The following is a 4,413-nucleotide window of genomic DNA, read 5'->3' on the forward strand; positions in this document are numbered from 1 at the left end:
TACTGGAATTACCCGAAAGGCACCGAGCAAACGCCCACTCATGCGCAGGAAACCAATATGGAGCGCCAGACCAAGCTTGTGGGAATCACCTCGGCGTGCATTGATTGCGTCGCGCTCGGCACCATCGAAGGTGAAAAATGCCTTCATCTCGAAGTCGCTGATATCGCGGGGGAGCCCACGCATCCCCAAAAACGTTGTGTGCCAACCCTGCATCGTGAACCTCAAAAGTGGGAGGCCACCATACCCGTTTACAAAGCGAACAGGAAAGTCAATGAAATCAACGGTCTACCCAGACCACCCCCGCGCCAGTGCTAGCTTTGCGTACCGTCACTTATTGCACTGAAAACGAGGAGACCCCTCGATACGCTCAATACCAAGGGGTTTCTCGTTTCCGAGGGCGAACCCCAGCGTTTCCGGCTCGGCCCGGCAGTCCCTCAGATGGCTCATGCCTGGTCCGCAGGCATGAGCTACGAAACCGTTGCCCAACCCATGATGCGCCGCCTGTGGGAGAAAACCCGCGAGACCATTTCCCTGCACGTACATGAGGGTGCTTTCAGGATATGTGTTGCCGAACTTCCCAGCACGCAGCCTCTGAGCTTCAAGCGGGGCGTAGGTTATCGCGAGAAGCTCGTGCGGGGCGCCAGTGGTCGCTCGATCCTGGCATGGCTGAACGTGAGCAAGCAAGACCTTAGCGCTTATGGCGCGGAAAACGCCGCCGAAGCTAAGCGGTGCACCGAACAGCTCAAGCAGATTCGCCTCGAAGGCTACGCCACCAGTCGCGATGAGCTGATTGAGGGCGCTGTCGCTATTGCTGCGCCGTTCTTCGACAGCAGCGGCCGCGTGGTGGGATCGCTAGGGCTATTCGGTCCCAGCGCAAGACTCGACGAAGAGGTTGTGCAGGGCTATGCCGCGCTGTTAAGGGAAGAGGCTGCACAGCTTTCGGCGGCATTGGGATTCAAGAATTGTCAGGTCCCGGATGATTGCGCACGTTCTTGACGAATAAATCAGGTGCTTTCATCTTCCATTTTTTGAGTGCTTGAACTGGGGCTTCGTGCCCCAGTGCCTTTTGCGGTAAGTGGTGGTTATACAGCCAGACAAACCTGTGCAGCGTCTTCTCCAAATCCTCTGCGCTGTTGAAGTGGTGCGAGCGCAGTACTTGATTCAGGCGGCCATTGAAGCGCTCGACCATGCCGTTGGTTTTTGGCGTCCTGGGCTTGGTGAGCCGATGTTCTATCCCCAGTGCTTGGCATAGCTGGTCGAATTCGTGCTCGCCTGTGGGCTGGCGAGTGCGACTGCCAAACAAGCGGTCTGTGAACTCTTTGCCGTGGTCGGTGAGGATGGTGTGAATCCTAAATGCTGCAGCTTTGCGGACGGCGGCCAAGAAGGCTTTGGCGGACGCTGCCGTCTTGTGTTGCTTGATATCAATGAACACCCAGCGTGTGGCCCGATCAATGGCAACAAAGACATAGCGGCGCTTGTCCTCATCTTGCATCTGGGGCAGGTACTTCACATCTACATGCACATAGCCAGGCTCATACGCCTTGAAGGGTTTGTGCTCGCTCTCAGGCTTGGGCTTGCCGGGTCCGATCAGGAACAACTGCACGCCCCGCGCATGCGCCCGACATCGGAAGGACGGCGCAAACCCGAGCCTCAGCCGCTGCGCTAGGCAAAGACATGGTGGCGCATTACATCCCTTGCGGATACAACTTTTTTTCCAACTCATTGCGAGCGCGCTTCAGCGGCATCAAAAAAGTCTCTTTGAACTCGCTCATGCTGAGTCTCTCTGCTCTAACTGCAATGCTCATGGCAGCAATTGTGTTGCCTTGAGGGTCGCGCACTGGCGCCGCCATGGAGCGCACACCCAGCTCCAACTCTCCATCGCTGCATGACCATCCGGATTGCCGGCAAGTATCAAGCAGACCCAGCAACTCCTCCAAGTCAGTCACTGTCTGATGGGTCATAGCCATCCGCTCAATCATCTCCAGCCTTGCACGCGCCTCCTGCTGGGGGAGTCCTGACAACAGCACCCGACCAATCGCAGAACAGTACACCGGCAACCTGGATCCTATTCCTAGGCCCGTGCTCAAGCTGCGCCGTGCGGTCGAACGGCCAATGATGATGGCATCGTCTTCCAACAAAGTACCAAGCGAAGCGGACTCTCTGGTGCGCTCCGACAGTGCGTCCAGTAGCGGCTGGGCCAACGCAGGCATGGGGCGCGATGACAGAAATGAATAGGCGATCAGCAGCGACTTGGGCTGCATCCAGAACAGCTTCCCGTCACTCTCTAGATAGCCAAGCTGTACCAGCGTGCTGAGTGAACGTCTGGCCGATGCTGGTGTGGACTGCGTGAGCCTGGCCACTTCCGACAGCGTGAGCCGGGTATGCCGACGGTCAAAGCAAGTCAGTACCCCCAATCCCTTGCGCAGCGATTCCACAAAGTTCTTGTCCTGCATAGCGATCAAATCAAGGTGTTTTCAACATTTTTGCGCATAGCGCAAAAACAGGTTTAACACTAAGTACGACATCCCCATACTGCAGTTCCCCACACAAGAAGGAGACAAGATGCGCAACGCATCCATTCGCAGACGCGAAGCATTGATCGGCATTGCCGCTGCGGTCGCCGCAACAGGTAGCCTGGCTCAGTCAAATCAACCTCTCAAGATCGTCGTGCCTTTCTCAGCGGGAGGTACCGCCGATGTACTGCCGCGCCTAGTAGCCGAAAAAATCCGCACGGACTACGCAGGTGGCGTGATCATTGAAAATAAGCCCGGGGCTGGTGGAAACATCGGTGCCGATCTAGTGTTCCGGGCACCGCCGGACGGAATGACTGTGCTGGCCTCCCCTCCGGGGCCCATCGCCATCAACCACAACCTCTATCAGAAGCTCAGCTTTGACCCGACTCGCTGGGTACCGGTGACGATTTTGGCCACAGTGCCCAACGCCCTGGTCATCAACCCGAAGCTGCCTGTTAAGTCACTTGGCGAGTTCATTGCATACGCCAAAGCCAATCCCAAAAAAGTGACTGTGGCGACGCAAGGCGACGGCTCCACATCTCACCTGACTGCTGCCATGTTTATGCAGCTGACTGGCACTGAACTGACTGTCATCCCTTACAAGGGAACAGCCCCGGCACTGATTGACCTGATCGGTGGCAATGTGGATGTGTTTTTCGACAACATCAGCTCGTCGGCCACCTACCACCAGGCCGGCAAGGTGCGCATTCTGGCCGTTGCCGACGAGCAGCGCTCTCAAATATTGCCCCAGGTCCCCACCTTCGCCGAGCAGCAATGGCCCGCCATGCAAGCCTTGACTTTCTTTTCTGTTGTGGCTCCCCCAGGCACGAGTGCAGAAATCGCACAGAGGCTTCAGAAGCAGATGGCCCAGGCTCTGTCATCAAATGACATCCGCAAGCACTTTCTGGAACAGGGTGCCGTGCCCTGCGGTTGGGATCCCACCAAGACTGCTCAGTTCATCCGCCAGGAAACCGAGAAGTGGAAGAAGGTGCTGAAGGCCGCCAACGTCAAGCTCTAACCCTTAGGAATCAACATGCAAGAATCCATCATCCAGTGGCATGGGGCCACTAATACGCGCGTGCCTTTCGGTATCTATACCGACACAGCCAATGCTGATCAGGAACAGCAGCGCATCTATCGCGGCGAGGTCTGGAACTACCTGTGCCTGGAATCTGAAATCCCCGAGGCGGGTGATTTCCGCACGACCTTTGTTGGTGAAACACCGATAGTTGTCGTGCGGGATGCCGACCAGGAAATCTATGCCTTCGAGAACCGCTGCGCGCATCGCGGCGCGCTCATCGCGCTGGAAAAATCGGGCCGTGCGGATAGTTTCCAGTGCGTCTATCACGCCTGGAGCTACAACCGACAGGGAGATCTGACCGGCGTTGCCTTCGAGAAAGGCGTCAAGGGCCAGGGTGGCATGCCGGCCTCGTTCTGCAAAGAAGAGCATGGCCCGCGCAAGCTCCGTGTAGCTGTCTTTTGCGGTTTGGTCTTTGGCAGTTTTTCCGAGGATGTACCCAGCATTGAGGATTACCTTGGCCCTGAGATTTGCGAGCGCATAGAGCGCGTGCTGCACAAGCCCGTAGAAGTCATCGGTCGCTTCACGCAAAAGCTGCCTAACAACTGGAAGCTCTACTTCGAGAACGTGAAGGACAGCTATCACGCCAGCCTCCTGCATATGTTCTTCACCACCTTCGAGCTGAATCGCCTCTCACAAAAAGGCGGCGTCATCGTCGACGAGTCGGGTGGCCACCATGTGAGCTATTCCATGATCGATCGTAGCGCCAAAGACGACTCGTACAAGGACCAGGCCATCCGCTCCGACAACGAGCGTTACCGGCTCAAAGATCCCAGCCTTCTAGAGGGCTTCGAGGAGTTCGAGGACGGCGTGACCCTGCAG

5 protein-coding genes and 1 pseudogene are annotated in these 4,413 nt (G+C 56.9%); 3 read left to right on the plus strand and 3 right to left on the minus strand.

Annotated elements, in window-relative coordinates; all coding sequences use genetic code 11:
* The coding region (locus BV908_RS21815; RefSeq protein WP_030093369.1) for a DUF4158 domain-containing protein at positions 1–213 on the minus strand (213 nt) is incomplete at its 3' end.
* A gap of 249 nt (positions 214–462) precedes the next feature.
* Between BV908_RS21815 and BV908_RS21820 the strand changes: the two genes are divergently transcribed.
* Complete coding sequence (locus BV908_RS21820; protein WP_242608422.1) at positions 463–996, plus strand: IclR family transcriptional regulator C-terminal domain-containing protein; 534 nt, start codon at positions 463–465, stop codon at positions 994–996.
* Here BV908_RS21820 and BV908_RS21825 read toward each other — a convergent pair.
* Positions 956–1,555, minus strand: a pseudogene (locus tag BV908_RS21825) (DDE-type integrase/transposase/recombinase); the annotation flags it as partial. The gene BV908_RS21820 and the pseudogene BV908_RS21825 overlap by 41 nt on opposite strands.
* 130 nt (positions 1,556–1,685) lie before the next feature.
* On the minus strand, positions 1,686–2,453 hold the full coding sequence (locus BV908_RS21830) for an IclR family transcriptional regulator C-terminal domain-containing protein (RefSeq protein WP_103739194.1): 768 nt from the start codon (positions 2,451–2,453) through the stop codon (positions 1,686–1,688).
* A gap of 109 nt (positions 2,454–2,562) precedes the next feature.
* Between BV908_RS21830 and BV908_RS21835 the strand changes: the two genes are divergently transcribed.
* Together BV908_RS21835 and BV908_RS21840 are read left to right on the plus strand one after the other, a co-directional pair.
* Positions 2,563–3,531, plus strand: coding sequence for a tripartite tricarboxylate transporter substrate binding protein (locus tag BV908_RS21835; protein WP_103739195.1), 969 nt, complete (start codon positions 2,563–2,565; stop codon positions 3,529–3,531).
* A gap of 15 nt (positions 3,532–3,546) precedes the next feature.
* Positions 3,547–4,413 (plus strand): Rieske 2Fe-2S domain-containing protein (locus BV908_RS21840; protein ID WP_103739196.1); only part of this gene is annotated, 867 nt, incomplete at its 3' end.

This window comes from Diaphorobacter sp. LR2014-1 (genome assembly GCF_002916785.1).
GTDB classification, from domain to species: Bacteria; Pseudomonadota; Gammaproteobacteria; order Burkholderiales; family Burkholderiaceae_C; genus Diaphorobacter; species Diaphorobacter nitroreducens.

Excerpts from the sequence above, each read along its gene's own strand:
- BV908_RS21830 (WP_103739194.1), bottom strand. The coding sequence starts at position 2,453 with ATGCAGGACAAGAACTTTGTGGAATCGCTGCGCAAGGGATTGGGGGTA.
- BV908_RS21835 (WP_103739195.1), top strand. The coding sequence starts at position 2,563 with ATGCGCAACGCATCCATTCGCAGACGCGAAGCATTGATCGGCATTGCC.
- BV908_RS21820 (WP_242608422.1), top strand. The coding sequence starts at position 463 with ATGAGCTACGAAACCGTTGCCCAACCCATGATGCGCCGCCTGTGGGAG.